The following is a 19,132-nucleotide window of genomic DNA, read 5'->3' on the forward strand; positions in this document are numbered from 1 at the left end:
ACCCCTCCCCAGTCAACATCGCGCGCCCGGCAGGATCCGGATGGTCCGGGCGCGGCATCGGCTTTTCCCGCCGCGCCAGGGAAGACACGGCGGGTCTGCGCCGTTCAGCGGCAGAGTTTCAGGATGAAGTTTTCCGCCTCGACCACGGCGGCGGCAACGCCGGCAAGCGCGATTGCATCGGCCGGATTGTCCTCGAGCACAGCGGCCGCCTTGCCGACGGCGGTGGCGCCGACGGACTGTGCGGAGCCCTTGAGGCGATGGGCGACGGCAGCGCGGGCGGCGCCCTCCAGGCTCGCCAGGTCCTTCATGCTCGCGCGCGCCTGCCGCGCGAACATCTGCAACACTTCCAGCTCCAGCCCCTTGTCACCCATGGTCTGGCGGGCAAGGTGTACCAGATCGATCGGCTTTTCCCCGGAATGGGACATGCCGCCTGCATTGTCCGGCGCCTCGAATGCAATGTTGAGCGCTGCCATTTGCCAATATCCTTATAGACGCGATGTACGCATGTTTCTTTGTGGTGCACGCAGGTGTCGATGCGGCACGGGTGTTTCCGTCGTTCCGCACAGGGACATGGGACGTTCATTCTGCGCGGCCGGCGCGCCTATCCGATTAAAAGACGGCGCAAAATGGGCATGAATCGCGAACTATGGTTAACGGCTGAAAAATAGCCATTTTCGCAGGTTTTCCATCGCGATACAGAATCGCCCGATATTAACTTCCTGTTAAGTTTCGGGCGAAGGGAGATGGCAATGAATTGTGTGATACAGGCTAATGTGTCACTACGATACGACCGGATAGTCCCGGTGGATAAGCCGTGGGCGGAGATACACCGCTTCGCCTTTTCGGTCTATCGAGCGAATTTGGAATGAACGGCGGTCCGGACGCTGCGTGCCATGAGGGTATGCAGCAAGACCGGCCACCAACCGGACCGGTTCGAATGCGCCTGAGCAGCGGCAGCGCGCATGAAGCCCGATCCCGGACATGGTAACGAGGCGTATCCGCATGGCGACGAACAAGCCCACCGAGTCGATCGACGACAAGGCCTTCCAGGCCCTGGAAGAAGCACTGAAGATCGACTTTGATGATCTAGCGCCGGAGACGCCCTCGAAGAAGGACGCTTCGGAGGCCCATGTGTCTGAACCAGCAAGCCGCGTTCCGAACAAGACGCAGGAAAAGCCTGCGAGCCGCCCTGCATCCGGCGAGGCCGCGCGTGGCCTCAGCCCCGAGCAGGCACCGAAAACCCCGGCCTTCACCCCCGCCAACGACGGCTCCCGCAAGACGCCTGCCGCGATCCTGAAGTCGCTGGACGTACGCTCGGGCCGGGCCTCGATCCGCATGGCCATCCTGATGTCCATTCTCTGGGTCATCGGCGGGCTGGGCGTTGCCAACCTTCTCTATGCGCCCGAGATCTGGCAGATCCGCTCGGTGGCCGACCTCGTGGCGCTGCCCGGTGCCATCGGCATGGTTGTCGCCATCGTCATGCCGATCATGCTCTTCTTCGCCTTCGCGATCATGATCTCCCGCGCCCAGGAACTGCGCAGTGCCGCCCGCTCCATGGCGGAAGTCGCACTCCGTCTCTCCGAGCCGGAAACCGTCGCGAGCGACCGCATCATGAGCGTCGGCCAAGCCGTCCGCCGCGAAGTCTCCGCGATGAACGAGGGCATCGAGCGTACGATCGCCCGCGCAACCGAGCTCGAAACGCTCGTGCATTCCGAAGTCAACGCCCTCGAGCGCAGCTATTCCGACAACGAGATGCGCGTGCGCACCCTCGTCCAGGAACTCGGCTCGGAGCGCGAGGCGATCGTCAGCCATGCCGAGCGCATCCGGTCGTCGATCTCCGGCGCGCACGAACAGCTGAAGGACGAGCTGGCCAGCGCCGGCGACAACATCACCCAGCGCCTCGCCACCTCGGGCGAAGCCTTCGCCTCCATGCTCGACACCCGCGCCGCGATGCTGATGGAGAAATCCGACAGCGCGACGCAGACGATCGGCGCCATGCTGTCGGCCCGCACCGACAGCCTGCTCTCGACGCTCAGCTCCTCCGGCCTCGCGCTCGCCAACGAGTTCGACAGCCGCCTCGACCAGCTCACCAAGAACCTCGATTCGCGCGGCCGTGACCTGCTGCAGCAGTTCGAGACCCGCGCGAGCTCGCTCGACACCAATACGGAAAAGCTGAATGCCGCGTTGAACGAGCGCGCCAAGCAGCTCAATGAGACGCTGATCGCCCGCACCCGCGAGATCAGCGAAAGCCTGTCGATCGGCCAGCAGGCCGTCACCGGCGGTCTCGACCACATTCTCCAGTCGATGAACGCCGCGCTCGACGAAAAGGGCGCGCAGTTCCGCCAGAGCCTCAAGAACGCCGCCGACGATACCGTCATGGACCTCGACCTGCGCACCGGCTTCTTCGACGAGCGCATGCACGCGACCGTCGGCCAGATTGCCAGCGCCTTCGACCATCGTGTCGAGGAATTCACCCAGGCCTTCGACCAGCGCGCCGGCTCGCTTGACAGCAAGCTGATGGAGAGCCTTGCCCGCATCAACGAAACGGTCGCCAGCGGCCGCGACGCGATGGATGGCATCCTCACCTCCAGCATCGACCGTCTCGGCAACACGCTCACCGACCAGTCCTTCGCACTGGCCACGACGCTCGCCACCAGCCAGGAAGTCCTCGAAAGTGCGGTCTCCGGCCATGCCGACGCCATTTCCAATGCCGTCAGCGGTGCGCATGAACGCATGGGCGCGGTCCTCTCGGAAAAGTCCGCCGCCCTTCTCGGCGGCCTCGCCGACGTGCAGAACCGCATCGAAAGCGGCTTCGGCACCCGTGCCGAAGCGCTAGCGGAAAGCATTTCCGGCAGCGAACGCCGCCTGACGGACGCGCTGGATTCGCGCGGCTCGGCCATCGCCACCGACATCGAGGCCGCACAGGCCCGCATGGAAGAGGCACTTGGCGCCCGCGCCAGCGCCCTGGTGGAAAGCATTTCCGGCAGCGAGCGCCGCCTGACGGATGCGCTGGATTCGCGTGGCACCTCCATCGCCTCCGGCATCGAAACCGCCCAGGCGCGCATGGAAGAGGCCCTCGGCGCCCGCGCGGACGAGATCGCCTCGACGATCGCCGCCAGCCACAACCGCATCGACAGCGCGCTGTCCGAGCGCACCACCGCCCTCTCCTCGATGCTGAACGAGACCGGCAGCCAGCTCGAACAATCCGTCGGCGCCGCCGCCGGCCGTGTCGAGAACGCCCTGACGGGCGCCGCCCGCCAGATCGACGACGCCATCACCGGCCGCACGGCCAATCTCGCATCGGTTCTGTCCAACAGCGCCGGCGCGATGCAGTCCGCGATCGACGCGGCGGCTGAACGCGTCGAAACAGTCCTCTCCGAAGGCAACCAGCAGCTAACGGGCGTCCTGCATGGCCAGGCTACCGAATTCGCCGAAGCCTTCTCCGGTCGTGCCGCCAACATCGCCGAACAGCTTTCGGGCCGCGCATCCGAACTAGCCGGTTCGCTCGTCTCCACCCACGAGCAGATCCGCGCGACGCTCGACGACCGCATCGACGCGATCAACCTCGCCATCACCGAGGGCCGCAACCAGCTCACCGAAACGCTCAACGATCAGGTCACCTCCATCGGCACCTCGATCGCCACCAGCGCCGGCATGCTGGAACTGTCCATGGAGCAGCTTTCGGACCGTGCATCGACGCTCACCGGTTCGCTGGCCTCCACCCATGACGAGATTCGTGCGACGCTCGACGACCGCATCAATGCGATCAACCTCGCCATCACCGAGGGCCGCAACCATCTCACCGAGACGCTGAACGACCAGGTGACCACCATCGGCACCTCGATCGCCACCAGCGCCGGCATGCTGGAACTGTCCATGGAGCAGCACGAGGAGGCTCTTCGCCGCACCATCGACGGCAGCGGCGCCCTGCTCGACCAGCGCGTGCGTGAAAGCGTCGGCGCCGTCGCGGAACGCCTCGTCGAAACCTCGGCGAAGATCGTGCACGCAGCCGACACCTTCGGCAGCCGCATGGAGCAGACCGTCGACAACGTCGCCAACCGCTTCGACACGACCGGCAGCCGCCTCGAGGAAAACCTCGGCAAGCTCGAATCCCGCATCGAATACAGCGTCGACCACGTCTCCGGCCTTGTCGATACGGCAGCCTCGCGCATCTCCGACACCCTGTCGGAGCGCCTCACCGATCTCGACCGCGCCGGCGGCGACGTTTCGCTGCGTGTATCCGAAGCCCTCTCCCGGCCGATGGCCGAGGTGGAGCGCATCGGCGACGAGACGACGGCACGCATCGCCGCCGCCCTCGCCGGCCGCGTCACCGACATCGAGCGCCTTGGTGCCAGCGCTGCCGAGCGCATCGAAGGCGCCCTCTCTGGCCGCCTCACCGATATCGAGCGCGTCACCGGAGAAGCCGCCGAACGCATCGACGGTGCGCTGGCAAGCCGCGCCGACCAGATCGCCCGCGTCGCCGGGGAAGCGGCCGACCGCATCGACGACACGCTGATTGCCCGCGCCACGCAGATCGAGATGACCGTCGGCAGTGCCGCCGAGCGTATCGACGGCGCCCTCGTCAACCGCGTCGATGAGATCAACCGCGTCGTCGGCCAGGTCGCAGACCGCATCGACGACACGCTGCTCGCCCGCGCAACGCAGATCGAGCTGACGGTCGGCAATGCCGCCGAGCGCATCGACGGCGCCCTCGTCGGCCGCGTCGACGAAATCAGCCGCACCGTCGGCGAGGCTGCCGAACGGCTCGAAGGCGCGCTCCTCAACCGCGCGAGCCAGATCGAACGCACCGTCGACAGTGCCGCCGAACGCATCGACGGCGCCCTTGTCGGACGTGTCGACGAAATCAGCCGTACGGTCGGGGAAGCCACCGAACGTCTCGAAGGCACGCTCCTCAACCGCGCGAGCCAGATCGAGCGCTCCGTCGGCGACGCCGCCGAGCGTATCGATGGCGCCCTCGTCAACCGCGCCGACGAAATCAGCCGCGCCGTCGGCGAGGCTGCGGAGCGCATCGACGGAACCCTGGCCAGCCGTGCCAGCGACATTGCCCGCATTGCCGGAGAAGCCGCCGAACGCATCGACGGAACGCTCGTTGCACGCACCGGCGACATCGAACGCATCACCGGAGAGGCCGCCGAGCGCATCGCCGGCACGATCGACGAGAAGACCGGCCGCATCGAGGAACGCCTCGGCACGATGGACCGCGCGCTGACCATCGGTCTCGACAGTGTCAACCGTACGATCGACGGCAAGGCCGCAGGTCTTGCCGCAACGCTGCGCGACGCCGTTTCGCAGGCCGCCCAGGACATGGACGCCGAAGCGGTCCGCTCCGCCCAGTCGCTCGCCAAGACCGGCGAGGAATTCGCCAGCCTCAGCTCGTCGCTGCGCGGCGCAGTCTCCCGCGCGGCCCAGGAAATGGGTGTAGAAGCCCAGCGTGCCGCCGAAAACATCGCCCGCACCGGCGAGGAGTTCGCCGGCAACCTTTCGGCCCGCAACGAAGCCTTCGCCCGCGCCGTCGAAGAGACCACCTCCTCCGCCGTCGCCCGCTTCACGGAAACGGAAAACCGCCTTGCCGACCAGGCCCAGTCGCTGCGCGCCGGCCTCGGCGATGTCGAGAAGGCTCTGGAAGCGCGCGGTGCCTCCATCCGTTCGACGCTCGACGAGCGCACCCGCGAGCTCAACTCCATGCTGGCGAGCCGCACGGAAGAGCTGGCCCGCCTGATCGACGAGGAAGCCCGTCCGGTCATCGACAGCTATGCTGCCGTCGGCCGCGAGGCTGCCGAAGGCATCGGCGGTGTCGCCCGTGACGCTGCCGAGCGCATCAGCGGCGTCGCCCGCGAAAGCGCCGAGCGCCTGCGCAACGAGAACGCCGCGCTCATCAACGCGATCTCCGCCCGCACGGCCGATACGCTCGCCGCCATCACCAGCCGCACGGAAGAAGCCGCCGGCACGATGCGCGAGATCGAAAGCGGCCTTGCCGCCAATGTCGAAAGCCTGATCGCCCGCCTCTCGGAAAGCAACGGCGCGATCGCCGGCATCGTCGATGCCGCCAGCCAGACGCTCGGCGCCATCGATGGCCGTCTGATGAGCACGGCCGAACGCTTCTCCACCTCCGCCGAGCGCGCCTCCGACATGGTATCCACCACGTCGCGCCTGCTCGAGGGCAAGGTGGACCGCCTGTCCGACATCTCGTCCGGCACGCTGTCGCAGATCGGCGGCATCGTCGGTCGCTTCGAGGACCACTCGAAGATCCTGTCGCAGGCCTCGGATCTGCTCGCCGCCGCCCAGTCGAACCTCGTCTCGACGCTGGAAGAGCGCCAGGACGCGCTGCGTTCGCTCTCCGTCGGCCTCGTGCAGCGCTCGGAGGAGATCGAGAAGACCATGCAGTCGCTCGAAGGCATGGTCGAGGGCGTCTTCACCCGCGCCGAGGAGCGCTCGAACCTCATCGCCGGCAACCTGCGCGGCGGCATCCAGAGGTCGTTCGCCGAAGTCGGCCGCATCCTCGGCGAGACCGAGAAGCGCGCCGAGGCCGCTGCCAACACGCTGCGCGAGCAGCTGACAAAGGCCGGCGAGGAAGCAGGCCAGTCGGTCGAGGGTTCCTTCGCCCGCGCCGAAGAGCGGACCAAGGAAGTGGCGAACCGCCTGCGCGGCAGCGTCGGCGCCTCGCTCTCCGATGTCGATCGCCTGCTCACCGAAAGCGGCAAGAAGTCCGAAGCCGCCACGACCGTCATGCGCGAAACGCTGCGCGAGGCCGTCGAGGAAGCGGTCGGCAAGTTCTCCGGTGCGACCGAGGAAATCCGCCGCGCCGCCGCCGACATCCGCAAGGAGCTCGACCAGACCCGCGGCGAGCTGAAGCGCGGTGCCTTCGACCTGCCGGAAGAGGCCAAGGAAAACGCGGCGCAGATGCGCCGCGCCGTCAGCGAGCAGATCAAGGCCCTGCAGGACCTGTCCGACATCATCGGCAAGTCCTCCTCGGCGCTGGAAGTCTCCCGCCCGGCCGCGGTTCAGGCCAAGGTCGTACAGCAGGCACAGCCGGTGCAGGAAACCCGCGTCGAGCCCCGCCGCGAGGAGCCGGCCCAGCAGCTGCGCGGCAGCCTCGGCCTCGAGCGTGCCGCACCGGCCACGGTGCCGCAGCGCGCGCAGCCCCTGCCCGCGGAATCCGAAGCCAAGACCACCGGCGAAGGCGGCTGGATGCGGGATCTCCTGCGCGGCGCCGTCTCGCGTGAGGAGGCCCAGTTCGGCCAGCCGCGCGCCGATGGTCAGGCGGCTCGCCCGGACAGCCGCAACCCGCGCCATGTCGTCGAATCGCTGAACTCGCTCTCGGTCGATATCGCCCGCGCCATCGACCATGATGCCTCGGTCGACCTGTGGCGCCGCTACCAGCGCGGCGAGCGCGACGTCTTCACGCGGCGCCTCTACACGCTGAAGGGCCAGCAGACGTTCGACGAGATCAAGCGCAAGTACGAGCGCGAGCCGGAGTTCCGCACCGCGGTCGACCGCTACATCTCGGACTTCGAGAAGCTGCTCGCCGACGTCGCCCGCAACGACCGCGACAAGGTCATGACGCAGACCTACCTCACCTCGGACACCGGCAAGGTCTACACCATGCTGGCCCATGCGGCAGGCCGCTTCAGCTAAGCTGATCCGGACGGAAAACGAAACGGCCGCCCGCAAGGCGGCCGTTTTGCGTTCAAGGCTCCAATTGGCGGAGCTGATAACGCACCTTTGATGAGACATGCCCTTCCGGGTGACCGATTTCCGGCGACGGAACCTTAAAATCCGGCTCTCCAGCCGCTATATGCGGACCAACGCGCCTGCGGGCGCATGGGAAGAGAGACGGAAATGATCTTTATACAAGGCTTTGGACGCATTCTGGCGACGCTGGCAGTCGCGGTGATGGTGATGATGACGGTGGTGGATGTGGCGGAAGCCCGCCGCGCCGGCGGCGGCCTCGGCAGCCGCGGCAGCCGCACCTTCTCGACGCCCTCGACGACGCGCACCGCACCGACGGATGCCCAGCCCATCGACCGCACCATGACGCGCCAGCAGTCGGCCCAGCCGTCCGCGGGACGCAACGCCACGGCCACCAATCCGCGCCCCGGCCTCTTCGGTGGTTTCGGCGGCACGCTGCTCGGCGGCCTGATGCTCGGCGGCCTCGTCGGCATGCTGATGGGCCAGGGGCTCGGTGGCGGCATCGGCATGCTCGGTCTTCTCCTGCAGATCCTGCTGATCGCCGGTGTCTTCCTGTTCCTCCGCCGCATGTTCGCGCAGAAGAATGCCACCGCCTATGCCGGCAGCGGCCATGCCCGCAACGCCACGCCGGACGGCGGCTCGCAGTTCAAGATCCCGAGCATCGGCGGCGGCAGCCGTCAGGCCGCACCGCAGCCGAAGGGCGGCGACGAGCTCGGCATCAAGCAGGCCGATCTCGAACAGTTCGAAAGCATGCTGAAGGAGCTGCAGGCGGCCTATGCAGCCGAGGACTTCCGCACGTTGCGCCAGATCACAACGCCGGAAGCCATGTCGTACCTTGCCGAGGAACTGAGCGACAACGCCACTCAGGGCCTGAAGAACGAGGTGCGCGACATCCACCTCGTGCAGGGCGACGTTGCCGAAGCGTGGCGCGAAGGCGCCGACGAATACGCCACCGTCGCCATGCGTTACGAGAGCATTGACGTGATGCGCGACCGCTCGACCGGCAAGCTCGTTTCCGGCGATCCGGACAATCTGACGGAAGCGGTCGAGATCTGGACCTTCGTGCGCCGCGACGGCGGCGACTGGAAGGTCTCGGCCATTCAGGGCGTCGAAAACGCCTGACGGGACGGCTGCGCGTCGGCGCGCGGCCCCTCATCCCGTTGTCGCAACCTTCTCCCCGCAAGCGGGGAGAAGGAGCAAGCGGCACAGTTTTCCAATCGACATGGGCGTTGTTTGCCTGGGGAAACCCGCAAGACACACCCCTTCGCGCCGCTTGCGGGGAGAAGGTGCCGGCAGGCGGATGAGGGGCTTTCTACGCCCGCGTGTCGAGAGAAATCAGATCGCGCCGAGCGTCCAGCCGACAATATCGGCCGTGACCGCGGCAAAGGCCGCGTCGAGCGCCTTCACGAAGGCCGGATTGCCCGCACCGCCAACCGGAACCGTCGCACGAAACACCTTCTGTGCCCGGACAGTCCCGTTGCGGTCGTTGAGCAGCTTTGCCGAAATCTCCACCACCGCCGCATCGGCGCCGGCGGTCTGCACCTCGAAGGCGCGGATATCGGTGACGATCTGGTAGTCGATCGCCAGCCCCTCGCCCGGCTTGCCGACACCGCCAAGACGGCCGGTGTTCTCGAAAGCCTGCACGAGCTTGGCCTGCACCATCTTGCTCAGGCTGTCGCTCCACTGCGCGCCGGCAAGGTACTGGATTTCGGAGGCGGACGGGCGGATGACGATCTGTTCGCTGTCGAGCGCCTTCAGCGCCGAAGGCTGCGGCACGAGGATCTGCCGGCTCTTGGCCGAAGGGCCTTCGACGGCGGCGACGGAGGAGAGCGCGAACGTATCGTTCTTGGCCTGTGTGCTGCCGCAGGCGGCAAGCGTCGTCGCCAGGACGGCCACGAGCGCGGCGCGCGCCGCAGTCCCGTTCCGCAACAAACCCATACCCGAACTCGTCATGTCGTCCTCAAACCCTTGTAACTGCCTGTGTAGCAGCGGCACGGCATGCTGTCACGGCTGCGCGGACGGACAAATCCGCCTCGGCCCGCCGGCGGCCGGCAGTTGTGGGGATAGGGCCACACCTTGCGGCCGGATCAGCGCCGGTTGCGACCGTCATACTGCTTGACCGTGTCGCCGCCGAAGAGCAGTCGCTGCGGATTGCGCTCGAAGCCGGAGATCGCACCGTCGAGATTCTGGATGGTGCGGCGCGTATCGAGCACCAGCGCCTCGATGTCCCGCAGCCCCGAACCGGAGAATCGCTGCAATCCGTCGGCAATCGGTCCGATCCTCCCGTTCAGCGTGTCGGCCGCCTGCTTGATCGACTGCAGCGTCGCCTTGGCCTCGGCGAAGAGCGATTCGGAATCCCCCTCGCCCAGGAAGCCGTCGAGCTTGGCGAGCACGCCATCGACGCGCGTGGAAGCGGCATTCAGCTTGTTGCTCATCTGCTGCACGTCGGTGATGATCTGGTCGATATCCTCCTCGCGGGCGCCGATACGGTCGGCGACGCCCGTCACGGAGGCGATGGCCTTGCGGGCATCGGCTGTCGCGACCGAAATGTCGTTGATCGCCCCGCCGACCTTCTGCGGATCGACCGCAGCGATCAGGCTGTCGATCTTGTCGAGCGAGGCCGTCGCCTGCTTGCCGAAGGTATCGAAGGTCTCGGCCGTCTTGCGGAAGCCCTCGACCGTGGTCTTGATGTCGCCGGACGCGGCCGCGATGTCCTTGCTGACCTTGTCGACATTGCCGACAAAATCCTCGACCTTCTTCGGGTCGACCGCCTTGATCAGCTCGTCGACCGAGGCGAGCGTCGAATCGAGCCGGCCGGAAAGATTGCGGAAGGTTTCCGACAGGCCACCGACGCTCTGCAGGAACTCGTCCACCTTCTCGCCGTTGCGGGCGAGCGAGCCGGAGAACTGCTCTGCGTTCTGGATGGTCGTCGTCAGCGGCCCGCGTGCATCGGCGACGAAGCCCTGGATATCGGTGATCGCCGCATCGGCACGCTTCAGGATCTTGTCTGCGGTCGACAGGATGTTCGTCACGCTCGACTGTTCCGCTTGCAGCACCGCCGGAACCTCGGTGTCGAAGGCCTGGCGCAGGATGTTCGGATCGGCAGCACTGCCGCCGGAAAGCTCGATATAGGCCGCGCCCGTCAGACCCTGCACTTCAAGCACCGCGGTCGTCGTCTGCTTGACCGGCGCGCTGGTCGAGACCTCCGTCATGGCGACGGAGAAGAGCGGATCGTCGGCATCGATGGCAAGGCTGCGTACGGAGCCGACCGGGATGCCGTTGAAGCGCACGGGCGAGCCGATGCTGAGCCCGTTCGCCGATCCCGGGATGCGGATCGCCAGCTGCGCCATCTCGCCGCCACGGCCGTATTGCGACATCCAGTAGACGAAAGCGAAGGCGGCAGCCATGACGAGGACGGTGAAGAAACCGACGAGGGCGTAATTGGCTTTGGTTTCCATGCTTCGGGCTATCCTGCTCGCAGTTCCATCCACCCGGGCCCATCGGCCCCGGACACGTCCTTACGTTTTGCGCACGATCGATCGCGCGCGCTTGCCCCGGAAATAGGACTGCACCCAGGGATCGTCAAAGGCCAGCATGTCCTCGATCGTGCCTTCGACCATGACCTTCTTCTGCCCGAGAACGGCGATGCGATCGCAAACCGAAAACAGGCTGTCGAGGTCGTGAGTCACCATATACACGGTCAATCCGAGGGTGTCGCGCAGTTTGGCGATCAGCTCGTCGAATTCCGCCGCGCCGATCGGATCGAGGCCAGAGGTCGGCTCGTCGAGGAAGACGAGCGCCGGGTCGAGCGCCAGCGCCCGCGCCAGCGCCGCACGCTTGATCATGCCGCCCGAAAGCTCGGAGGGAAATTTGTTCGCGGCCTCCGGGGCAAGGCCGACAAGCTCGATCTTCAGCCGCGCCAGCTCGTCCATCATCGCCTGCGGCAGGTCGAGATATTCGCGCATCGGCACCTGGATGTTCTCCATGACCGTCAGCGAGGAAAAGAGGGCACCGTGCTGGAAGAGCACGCCGAGCTTCATGTCGAGCGCCAGCCGCTCGGCCTCGCTCGCCTTGTCGAAATCCATGCCGAAGATGCGGATGTTGCCGGAGCGGCGCGGCAGAAGGCGCAGCACCGTGCGCATCAGCACCGACTTGCCCGTGCCGGACGCGCCGACGAAGCCGAGAATCTCGCCGCGATAGATATCGAGATTGAGCTCATCCAGCACGATGTTGCTGCCGAAGCCGACGGTCAGATCCTTGACCGAAAGCACCGCGTCGTCCGCCTTTGCCGAAACCTGCTCCATGGACATCCCTAGAAATCGATCGCGGCGTAGAACATGGCGAAGAGGCCGTCGACGAGGATGACGACGAAGATCGACTTCACCACAGCGGCGGTGACGTGGCGGCCAAGCGATTCGGCGCTGCCGCCCACCTTCAACCCCTCGACCGAGGCGACGATGCCGATGATCAGTGCCATGAACGGCGCCTTGATCATGCCGGACACCACCGTCGAGAGGTCGATGGCCTCGCGAAGACGCGACAGGAAAGTGTCGAAGGTGATGCCGGAATAGGACCAGGCGACGAAGGCCGCGCCGCCGAGGGCCGCAAAGTTGGCGATGATGGTCAGCAGCGGCAGCGCCACCGTCAGTGCCACCAGCCGCGGGAAGACGAGCACGCCGATGGGGCTGAGGCCCATGACCTTCAGCGCGTCGATCTCCTCGCGCATCTTCATCGAGCCGATCTCGGCCGTGATCGCGCTGCCGGAGCGGCCGGCGATCATGATGGCGGTGAGCAGCACGCCGACCTCGCGCAACTGAAGGATGCCGACGAGGTCGACGACGAAGACCTCCGCCCCGAAGTAGCGCAACTGGAAGGCGCCCTGCTGGGCGATGATCGCACCGATCAGGAAGGACATCAGGAGGATGATCGGCACCGCGCGGACACCCATATGGTCGATCTGGTGCACGATCGCCGAGGGCGAGACGCCGCTGCGGCGCCCGAGCTTCAGTTGCGCGCCCCGCACCGCCGAGCCGAGGATGAACATGGCGGCGACCGTATCGTCCCAGACGTCCATCATCGCACGGCCGATGGGGGTGAAGATGCGCTCGAACAGGGTGCCCTTCCCGCCGCCGCCATACCGTGGTTCGGCGAGCTTTTCCGGCAGGGCCGAAATCAGGTCGGCGTAGTGCGTACCCTCGCGATCGGTAAGGCTGACCTCGTTGCCGCCGCCCTGCCGCTCGGCAATCGCCCGGCGCAGCAGCCAGGCGCCGGCCGTATCCATGGCCGAAACACCGCTGAGGTCGATTTCCAGCGCACCGGCCTGCCCGCGGCCGATATCGGCCAGCCGCTTGCTGGCGGCAACCGCGTTCGTGTTCACCCACTCGCCGGAAAGTCGCCAGACCTCCCGGCCGTTTTCAGGCGGGTTTTCGATCGCGATGTCGAGGGGGGAACGGGTGGCGGTCAAGTCTCTTGCATCTTCCCGTGCTTGGGACAACATGCGCCTGTCTTACCGGCTCGCCGCCCATCTGTCACCGAACGAACCTGCAAAAGCCCCTTCCCGCCTCGATTTTTTCAAGCCTGCCAGGATCAGTCCCATGCGCCGCACAATGCTCGCCACCACCGAAAGCTTCCCGATTGCCGGCACCTTCACCATTTCGCGCGGCGCCAAGACGACGGCCGAAGTGGTGACCTGCACGATCGGCAGTTCGGGCCTTTCCGGCCGCGGCGAATGCGTTCCCTATGCGCGCTACGGCGAATCGGTTGCCGGCGTGCTCGCCGCCATCGAGGACATGCGCGGCGCCGTGGAGGACGGCATCGGCCGCGAAGAACTGGGCAGGATCATGTCCGCGGGTGCGGCCCGCAACGCCCTTGACTGCGCGCTCTGGGATCTCGAGGCGAAACTGTCGGGGGTGCCGACCTGGCAGGTGGTCAATGCCGCGGCGCCGCAAAAGCTCGTCACCGCCTTCACGCTCTCCCTCGGCGAACCCGAGGCGATGCAGCGCCAGGCCGCACAGGAGGCAGGCCGCCCGCTTCTCAAGGTCAAGGTCGGCACGGCGGACGATGCCGCCCGCATCCGCGCGGTGCGCGCCGGCGCCCCCGAGAGCGCCATCATCCTCGACGCCAACGAGGGCTGGACGCCGGAAAACCTCGCCTATCACTTCGCGCTCTGCGCCGAGGCGCGCATCGCCCTTGTCGAGCAGCCGCTTCCGGCCGGAAACGATTCGGCGCTGCGCGACATTGCCCGCCCGGTCCCGGTCTGCGCCGATGAGAGCGTGCACCAGGCGCAGGACATCCCCAAGCTTGCCGACCGCTACGACGCGATCAACATCAAGCTCGACAAGGCCGGCGGGCTGACGGAGGCGCTCGCGCTGCGCGAGGCGGCGAAGGAATGCGGCCTGAAGATCATGGTGGGCTGCATGGTCGGCACGTCGCTGGGCATGGCCCCGGCCGTGCTGTTGGCGCAGGGCGCCGATTTCGTCGATCTTGACGGCCCGCTGCTGCTTGCCCGCGACCGCGAACCGGGTCTGCGCTATGAAGGTTCCACCGTCTATCCGCCCGAGGCCGCGCTCTGGGGCTGAACACGCGGCGCGACGATGCGTCCGGCAATGACCGAGAGAAGGCCGGCAGCGGCAACGAGCGACATCAGGTAGAAGCCCTGGACGCCGTACCAGCTGAAGGCATAGCCCGAGACGAAGGTGGCGAGCGCCGTGAAGACGCCGGTGTAGAAGAAATAGAGCCCCTGCGCCGCCGCCTCCTGCTCCTCCGCCACGCGCTCCACGAGCCGGCTCTGCGCGCTCATATGGATCAGCGCGTAGGTGAAGGCATGCAGACATTGCAGCGCGAAATAGCCGGCAAAGGACATGTCCATCGGAAAGAGGATCCAGCGGCCGACCGCAACGGCGCCGCCAACCATCATCATGGACCAGAGATTGAAGCGGCGCCGCAGCTGGACGGCAAAGAGGAAGAAGAGCACTTCGGCCAGAACGCCGGCGCTCCAGAGAATACCAACATCGACGCCGCTGAATCCCATCTTCTGCCAGTAGATCGCCGAAAAGGCGAACAGCATAGCGTGGCTCGCATTGACCAGCGAGACGCCGATCAGCATGAACTGCACATCCGCCTGCCGTAGCGTGCTCTTCGTCGGCATGGTCGCGATCGCGGCAATCGGCGACGGACGGCGCGGCTTGCCGATCCTGGGCGCGATCACCGCGCCGATCACGGTCAGCACGAAGGCCACCGCCATCGCCGGCAGCACCATCGCACCGCCATAGAGGCCGGCAAGCCAGCCGCCGGTCATCGTCGCGACGATGAAGGCGAGCGACCCCCACAGGCGCATCTTGCCGTAGTCGAAATTCCAGCGCCGCACGCCCGACAACATGATCGCCTCGGTGATCGGCACATAAGGTGAATAGACCGCGCCCTGCAGCGTATAGAGCAGCAGCACCGGCCAGAAGGAGCCCGTCGCAAAGAGCGCGAGAGCCGTCGCGAGCGACAGCAGCGCCGACCAGAGCAGCACGATCGAGCGCTCGCCGATCCGGTCCGCAATGATGCCCGCCACCGGCGCAGTGAAGACGCGCACGAACAGCGGCACGGCGAGAACCATGCCGATCTGGAAATCGCTCATCGAGAGCGTTTCCAGCCAGACCGGAAAGAACGGCAGCGCAATGCCGTTGACCATCATCGGCGCGCAGAAGACGAGAGCGATACGCGCAGCAAAATACGGCGGCGCGCCGGCGGTCACGGTAAAACCGGAGGGGGCATTCATTGGCGGGGAACCTGCGTTGGAACGCCCTCCGCTCTATCATGCCGATGTACGTACGCCAATGCGCTATTTCTGCCCACCGGCGGGAATGCCGAACTTGTGAAACCGGACACAGGCGCAGCGCGATCCGTCAGGTTTCGCCCCATGCTTTTGCATCCCGGATGCACGCAAGTTGCCGCAGGGCAGTTCCGCTTTTCTTCGAATCGCGGAAACGCTCTATCTCGTTTTTACGCAAAACCACTACGCGCTTCCGCTGGAATTTCCCTAAGCGGCCTCCGGCTCCCGGGTCTCGATCGCCAGCATCCGGTGCGAGACCGGAAGAACTTCGGCGGGGCTTGAGGCGAGCTTCTGCCAGGTGATCAGTTCCATCTCCCCGTCATGGTGTTCGGCAATCGCCGTGCAGCTCTCCACCCAGTCGCCGCTGTTGATGTAGCGGATGCCGTCGATCTCGGTGATGACGGCGTGGTGGATATGGCCGCAGATCACACCGTCGGCATCGTGGCGCCGCGCCTCCTCGACGACCACCTTCTGGAACTCGCCGATGAAGTTCACCGCCGTCTTGACCTGCTGCTTGGCCCAGGAAGAGAACGACCAGTACGGCAGGCCGAGCCGGCGGCGGATGGCGGCGAAGACCACGTTGATGGCGATGGCCGCGTCATAGGCCCAGTCGCCGAGATAGGCGACGACGCGGGCATGGCGCACGACGACGTCGAACTCGTCGCCATGCAGCACGAGATAGCGCTTGCCGTCGGCCGCCTCGTGGATGATGCGGTCGGCCACTTCCACGCCGCCGAAATGGGTGCCGGGGAAATCGCGCAGGAATTCGTCGTGGTTGCCGGGAATGTAGATGACGCGCGTGCCCTTGCGCGCCTTGCGCAACAGCTTCTGCGTGACATCGTTGAAGGCCTGCGGCCAATACCAGTTGCGCTTCAGGCGCCAGCCGTCGACGATGTCGCCGACGAGCACGATCGTCTCCGCTTCATGATGCCGCAGGAAGTCGATCAGGAAGTCCGCCTTGGCCGCCTTCGATCCCAGATGCACGTCCGAGATGAACAGCGTGCGGAAGTGGCGGACAGTGGGGTCGGCAAGGGTCGCAGTCATGCGTTCTTCTCCGGGTGGCCAGCCGCCGCGGTTGTCGTCGGGAGGGGCGGCTTTCAACCCGTTGAAAACCAGACTCCTGTTTCAGATTGATGACACACCTATGCCTTTTTCGGCGGCAAATAGGCATTGCACAGGCCGCTGATTGCGGCTTTATGGAAGACTCGGAAAACTTCACGTCGCGGCGGTTTCGCAGAGCCAAGAGCCGCAACGAAAACAGCATATGGCAGGGAGCATCATGAGCACGGGTGACAAATCGCGGACGCAGGACGGTCCGGCAAGCGGCGACATCGACCAGCAGGCCCTCTTCTTCCACCGCCACCCCCGCCCCGGCAAGCTCGAGATCAACCCGACCAAGCCGCTCGGCAACCAGCGCGATCTGGCGCTTGCCTATTCGCCGGGGGTCGCCGCGCCCTGCCTTGCCATCCGTGACGATCCCAACACGGCCGCCGACTACACGGCACGCGCCAACCTCGTCGCCGTCGTCTCGAACGGCACGGCCGTGCTCGGCCTCGGCAATATCGGTCCGCTCGCCTCCAAGCCCGTGATGGAAGGCAAGGCGGTGCTCTTCAAGAAGTTCGCCGGCATCGACGTCTTCGACATCGAGATCGACGCGCCGACCGTCGACGAGATGGTCAATGTCGTCTCGGCGCTGGAGCCGACCTTCGGCGGCATCAACCTCGAAGACATCAAGGCGCCGGAATGTTTCGAGGTGGAGCGCCAGCTGCGCGAGAAGATGGATATCCCCGTCTTCCACGACGACCAGCACGGCACCGCCATCATCGTCGCCGCAGCGGTCCTCAACGGCCTGGAGCTCGCCGGCAAGGCGTTGTCGGACGCCAAGATCGTTGCTTCGGGCGCCGGCGCGGCCGCGCTTGCCTGCCTCAACCAGCTCGTTTCCCTCGGCGCGAAGGTCGAGAACATCTGGGTGCATGACATCGAGGGCCTGGTCTACAAGGGCCGCGAAGCCCTGATGGACCAGTGGAAGAGCATCTATGCGCAGGAGACCGACAAGCGCCAGCTCTCCGAGACCATCGACGGTGCGGACGTCTTCCTCGGCCTGTCGGCCGCCGGCGTGCTGAAGCCGGAGCTGCTCGCACGCATGGCGGAAAAGCCGCTGATCATGGCGCTCGCCAATCCGACGCCGGAAATCATGCCCGAGGAGGCGCGCGCCGCCCGCCCGGACGCGATGATCTGCACCGGCCGGTCGGACTTCCCCAACCAGGTCAACAACGTCCTCTGCTTCCCCTACATCTTCCGCGGCGCGCTCGATTGCGGCGCGCGCACGATCAACGAGGAGATGAAGATGGCCGCCGTGCGCGCCATCGCCTCCCTCGCCCGTGAGGAAGTGTCCGATGTCGCCGCCCGCGCCTATTCCGGCGACACGCCGAGCTTCGGTTCGAACTACCTCATCCCCTCGCCCTTCGACCAGCGCCTTATCCTGCGCATCGCGCCGGCAGTCGCCCGCGCGGCGGCGGAAACCGGCGTGGCGACGCGCCCGATCGCCGATTTCGACGCCTATCTCGACCAGCTCAACCGCTTCGTCTGGCGCTCGGGTTTCGTCATGAAGCCGATCTTCGCCGCGGCGAAGAACGCGGCCAAGAAGCGCGTGATCTTTGCCGAAGGCGAAGACGAGCGCGTGCTTCGCGCCGCCCAGGTGCTGCTGGAGGAGGACATCGCCAAGCCGATCCTCATCGGCCGCCCGCAGATCATCGAAGCGCGCCTCAAGCGCTACGGCCTGCGCGTCCGCCCGCAGACGGACTTCGAAGTGGTGAACCCCGAGGACGATCCGCGCTACCGCGATTATGTTGACGACTATTTCCGCATCGTCGGCCGCCGTGGCGTCATTCCGGAAGCCGCACGCACCATCGTGCGCACCAACCAGACGGTCATCGGCGCGCTCGCCCTCAAGCGCGGCGAAGCCGATGCGCTGATCTGCGGCGTCGAAGGGCGTTATGCCAAGCACCTGCGGGATGTCAGCCAGATCATCGGCAAGAAGGAGGGCGTGCTCGACTTCTCCGCCCTCAGCCTGCTGATCTCCCAGCGCGGCGCCACCTTCTTCACCGACACCTATGTCACCTTCGATCCGACGGCCGAGGAAGTGGCACAGATGACGGTCATGGCTGCGCAGGAAATCCGCCGCTTCGGCATCACGCCGCGCGCCGCCCTGGTCTCCCATTCGAACTTCGGCTCGCGGGATTCCGACAGCGCCTTCAAGATGCGCCGCGCCATGGAAATGGTGCGCGACATGGATCCGACGCTCGAGGCGGACGGCGAAATGCACGGCGACGCCGCGATCTCCGAGGCGCTGCGCCAGCGCGTCATGCCGAATTCGACGCTGTCCGGCGAAGCCAACCTCCTGGTCTTCCCCAATCTCGACGCCGCCAACATCACGCTTGGCGTCGTCAAGACGATGACGGACAGCCTGCACGTCGGCCCGATCCTGCTCGGCGCCGCCATGCCAGCTCATATCCTGTCGCCGTCGGTCACCTCGCGCGGCGTGGTGAACATGGCCGCCCTTGCCGTGGTGGAGGCCTCCTACCCGGCCTGAGCCGCAATCCC

11 protein-coding genes are annotated in these 19,132 nt (G+C 66.2%); 4 read left to right on the top strand and 7 right to left on the bottom strand.

From position 1 onward, the window contains the following. Nucleotides 1-104 precede the first annotated feature (104 nt). Complete coding sequence (locus AKG11_RS05465) at nucleotides 105-473, bottom strand: Hpt domain-containing protein (protein WP_023512204.1); 369 nt, start codon at nucleotides 471-473, stop codon at nucleotides 105-107. 529 nt (nucleotides 474-1,002) lie between these two features. Between AKG11_RS05465 and AKG11_RS05470 the strand changes: the two genes are divergently transcribed. Then, nucleotides 1,003-7,656 carry an apolipoprotein A-IV repeat region-like domain-containing protein gene (locus AKG11_RS05470; RefSeq protein ID WP_050743199.1) on the top strand — a complete coding sequence of 2,218 codons (6,654 nt, stop codon included), beginning with the start codon at nucleotides 1,003-1,005 and terminating at the stop codon, nucleotides 7,654-7,656. A 204-nt stretch (nucleotides 7,657-7,860) separates the two neighbouring features. Next, the gene (locus AKG11_RS05475; protein WP_023514982.1) at nucleotides 7,861-8,832 is read left to right on the top strand and encodes a Tim44 domain-containing protein; all 972 of its coding nucleotides are present in this window, start codon (nucleotides 7,861-7,863) and stop codon (nucleotides 8,830-8,832) included. A gap of 213 nt (nucleotides 8,833-9,045) precedes the next feature. Here AKG11_RS05475 and AKG11_RS05480 read toward each other — a convergent pair whose 3' ends face one another. From AKG11_RS05480 to AKG11_RS05495, 4 genes are all read right to left on the bottom strand, one after another. Next, a complete protein-coding gene (locus AKG11_RS05480) occupies nucleotides 9,046-9,663 on the bottom strand; it encodes an ABC-type transport auxiliary lipoprotein family protein (protein WP_050743200.1) in 618 nt (205 codons plus the stop codon). A 134-nt stretch (nucleotides 9,664-9,797) separates the two neighbouring features. Further along, nucleotides 9,798-11,168 (bottom strand): MlaD family protein, encoded by a 1,371-nt coding sequence (locus tag AKG11_RS05485; protein WP_023514980.1) that lies wholly within the window; start codon nucleotides 11,166-11,168, stop codon nucleotides 9,798-9,800. Between the two features lie 60 nt (nucleotides 11,169-11,228). Next, nucleotides 11,229-12,014, bottom strand: a complete 786-nt coding sequence (locus AKG11_RS05490) for an ABC transporter ATP-binding protein (RefSeq protein ID WP_371260039.1) — start codon at nucleotides 12,012-12,014, stop codon at nucleotides 11,229-11,231. Nucleotides 12,015-12,022: 8 nt separating this feature from the next. Further along, nucleotides 12,023-13,174, bottom strand: a complete 1,152-nt coding sequence (locus AKG11_RS05495; protein ID WP_024271081.1) for an ABC transporter permease — start codon at nucleotides 13,172-13,174, stop codon at nucleotides 12,023-12,025. A 130-nt stretch (nucleotides 13,175-13,304) separates the two neighbouring features. Between AKG11_RS05495 and dgcA the strand changes: the two genes are divergently transcribed. Further along, nucleotides 13,305-14,288: an N-acetyl-D-Glu racemase DgcA gene (gene dgcA, locus AKG11_RS05500; protein ID WP_050743374.1), complete on the top strand. Its 984-nt coding sequence runs from the start codon at nucleotides 13,305-13,307 to the stop codon at nucleotides 14,286-14,288. Here the strand turns inward: dgcA and AKG11_RS05505 are convergent. Together AKG11_RS05505 and AKG11_RS05510 are read right to left on the bottom strand one after the other, a co-directional pair. After that, nucleotides 14,258-15,475, bottom strand: a complete 1,218-nt coding sequence (locus AKG11_RS05505; RefSeq protein ID WP_023514976.1) for an MFS transporter — start codon at nucleotides 15,473-15,475, stop codon at nucleotides 14,258-14,260. The two genes, dgcA and AKG11_RS05505, sit on opposite strands and share 31 nt — an antisense overlap. Nucleotides 15,476-15,736: 261 nt before the next feature. Beyond that, complete coding sequence (locus tag AKG11_RS05510) at nucleotides 15,737-16,573, bottom strand: UDP-2,3-diacylglucosamine diphosphatase (protein WP_050743202.1); 837 nt, start codon at nucleotides 16,571-16,573, stop codon at nucleotides 15,737-15,739. A gap of 235 nt (nucleotides 16,574-16,808) precedes the next feature. Here AKG11_RS05510 and AKG11_RS05515 point away from each other — a divergent pair, with 235 nt between their 5' ends. Continuing rightward, nucleotides 16,809-19,121 carry an NADP-dependent malic enzyme gene (locus tag AKG11_RS05515; RefSeq protein WP_050743375.1) on the top strand — a complete coding sequence of 771 codons (2,313 nt, stop codon included), beginning with the start codon at nucleotides 16,809-16,811 and terminating at the stop codon, nucleotides 19,119-19,121. The last annotated feature ends 11 nt before the right edge of the window (nucleotides 19,122-19,132 follow it).

Origin of the sequence: Shinella sp. SUS2, from assembly GCF_001262505.1 — a bacterium.
Taxonomy (GTDB): Bacteria; Pseudomonadota; Alphaproteobacteria; order Rhizobiales; family Rhizobiaceae; genus Shinella.